The sequence below is a fragment of the Kitasatospora sp. NPDC048722 genome (assembly GCF_040650235.1).
Taxonomy (GTDB): domain Bacteria; phylum Actinomycetota; class Actinomycetes; order Streptomycetales; family Streptomycetaceae; genus Kitasatospora.
This window is the reverse complement of the sequence record NZ_JBEZGX010000151.1, coordinates 1-3,012: the sequence shown is the minus strand read 5'-3', so window position 1 is coordinate 3,012 and position 3,012 is coordinate 1. Positions and strand designations below refer to the sequence as shown.

Here is a 3,012-nt window from a genome sequence, read left to right as displayed (position 1 = left end):
TCTCGGTGATGCCGTACATGTTGACCAGCGCCGGGTGGTCGGGCGCGTGGCGGCGCCACCAGGCGCGCACCGAGGCCAGGTCGAGCGCCTCGCCGGCGAACACGACCAGGCGAAGGACCAGTTCGTCGCATGGGTGTTGTTCCTCGGCGGTCACGAGCTGGCGGAACGCGGACGGCGTCTGGGAGAGCACGGTGACGCGTTCGCGGGCCAGGAGGTCGAGGAAGGCCGCGGGGTCGCGCGTCACGTCGCGGGGGACGACGACGAGCCGTCCGCCGAAGGCGAGGGCTCCCCACATCTCCCAGACCGAGACGTCGAAGGCGAAGGAGTGGAACAGCGACCAGACGTCGGAGTCCGACAGCCCGACCGTCTCCTCGCCGGCGGCGAGCAGCGTGGCGAGGTTCCCATGGGTGACCTCGACGCCCTTCGGTGTGCCGGTGGAGCCCGAGGTGTAGATGACGTAGGCCAGTTCGGCCGGTCCGGGGTGGACGGAGCCGGTGTGGACGGCGTCCGTCGCCTGGGTGGTGACGAGGGTGCGCCAGGTGCCCGCGGGGATCCGGCCGGTGGTGCCGGGGTCCGTCAGGACGAGCGGGACCCGCGCGTTCCCGAGGACGAATTCGAGTCGGGCCGCCGGGTAGTCGGCGTCGACGGGGACGTACGCGGCGCCGAGGCGCCACACGGCGAGGACGGCGGCGGCCAGGTCGACCGTGCGGGTGAGGCACAGCCCGACGCGGTCGCCGCGCCTCACCCCTTCCTCGGCGAGCAGCGCGGCGAATCGTCGTGCCTGCTCGTCGAGTTGCCGGTACGTCAGCTCGGTTCCCGTACCGTCCGTGACCGCTGTGTGGTCGCCGCGGGCTGCCACCTGCGCCGCGAACCGCTCCAGAGCGCCCGCCGGAGCCGTCGGCGCGCTCAGCGCAGCGGTGGTCGGCCCAGCCGTCGCGGCGGGCGCGGCGAGCTCGCCCCCGGGGTCGTCGACCAGCGACTCCAGCGCCCTGACGTGCTGTTCGGCGATCTCGTCGATCTGGGCCGGGGCCAGCCGGTTGGCGTCGTAGTCGATGCACAGCTGGAGGCCGTCGGTCAGCGGGTTGCGGAAGAACGTGACGGTGAGCGGGACGTCGGCCGGCTCCACGCGGCGGATGGCGGTCAGTTCGCCCAGTCCGCTGAGCAGGTCCGCGTGTTCGCCGCCACCCATGGTGTCGCGCATGACGTGGAAGTTGTTGAACGTGAAGTTGGTCGTGAACAGGTCGCGGCCGCCGGTGAACTGCCGGATCCGGGCCAGCGGCATCCGCCGGTGCGGCAGGATCCGGGCCTCCGCGTCGAAGACCCGCCGGACCAGGTCGGCGCGGCTGCCGCCGGCGGTGCGGACCCGGAACGGGACGGTGTTGAGGAACAGCCCGCGCGCCTCGGTGCCGCCGTTCTCCTCTAGCCGGCCGTTGAGCGTGAGCCCGCAGCAGACGTCGTCGAGGCCCGTCTGCGCGGCGATCACCTGGAGGTGCGCGGTGAGCAGGACGGTCTTCTCCGGCACGCCGAGGCGCTTGGCGAGTGCCGTGACCCGCGGGGCCAGGCCCGCCGGGACGTGCGCGTCGCGCCAGCCGTAGCCGTCCACGACACCGCTCGCGCCGTCGTTGCGCAGTGACGGCCCGGTGGGCGGGGGCACCTGCCCGGCGCGTGCCGGGAGCTGCGGCGGAGTGCTCCCGGCGAGCGTCTCCGACCAGAACCGCCGGGCCTCGGGCGAGGCCGAGGCGCGCTGCTCCAGGGCGACGAAGTCGCGGTAGGCCGAGGCCGGGGCCGGTAGTTCGGCCAGGTCGGCGCCGTCCAGGAGCCGGGTGTACTGGAGGAGGATCTCGGTGATCGTCGACCACAGGCTCCAGCCGTCGAGGATCGCGTGGTGCTCCACCATCGTCCACTGGAAGCTGTCGTCGGTGAGCACCTGCGCGGCCAGGCGCAGCATGGGCGGGTGCTCCAGGTCGAACGGGCGGCGGCGCTCGCGCTCCATCAGCTCGTCGACGGCCCGTTCCTGCTCCGCCGGGGTGAGGGCCCGCAGGTCCTTGACGACGACCGGCAGTTCGGCCTCGTGGTGCACGAGCTGCATCGGTTCGGCGAAGGTCGCCAGGTCGAAGCCGGTCCGCAGCACGGGGTGCCGGGCGACCACGGACCGCACGGCCCGGTGGAAGGCGTCCTCGTCGAAGCGGTACGGCAGCCGGTAGCTCGCGGCGTTGACGTACGGGAGGATCCGGAGGTCGGAGGCCATGTGGTAGACCATCCCGACCTGGAGCGCCGTCATGGGGTAGGCGTCGTCGAGGCCGGCCGCGGGGCCGTCGCCGATCCGGGCCCGGTCGGCGGGGGAGAGCAGCTCGAAGGGCTTGGTGCCCGTCCGGGCGCCCGCCGTGTCGGCGGCGGCGGCGAGGCCGGCGAGCGTGCGGTGTTCGTAGATCTGCGCGACGGCGAGGCCGAGCCCGCGCCCCCGGGCGAGGGCGGCCACCTGCACGGCGCGGATGGAGTCGCCGCCCAGGTCGAAGAAGCCGTCGTCCGCGCCGACCTTGTCCACCCGGAGGATCTCGGCCCAGATCTCGGCGAGGATCTCCTCGGCCGGGGTGCGCGGTGCCACGTAGGAGGCGGCGTCGCCGGAGAACTCCGGTGCGGGCAGGGCGGCGTGGTCGATCTTGCCGTTCCGGGTCAGGGGGAGGGCGTCCAGGGTGACGATCGCGGCCGGGACCATGTGCGCGGGGAGGTGGGCGGTGGCGAGGTCGCGCAGCTCGCGGGGGTCGGTACCGTCGGGGCCGTCGGCGCAGGCCGCGTAGGCGACGAGCCGGGGGTCGCCGGGGGTGTCCTCGCGGGCGACGACGGTGACGCCGCGCACGGCGGGGTGGCGGCCCAGGGCGGCCTCGATCTCGCCGAGTTCGATGCGGAAGCCGCGGATCTTGACCTGGTCGTCCGCGCGGCCGAGGTATTCGAGGTCGCCGTCGGCGGTCCAGCGGGCGAGGTCGCCGCTGCGGTACAGGCGGGCGCCGGGGG

At 74.0% G+C, this 3,012-nt stretch carries 1 protein-coding gene; it reads right to left on the bottom strand.

The window, feature by feature from the left end; all coding sequences use genetic code 11:
* A partial coding sequence (locus AB0C76_RS41185) for an AMP-binding protein (protein ID WP_359975869.1) occupies positions 1–3,012 on the bottom strand: 3,012 nt, incomplete at both ends.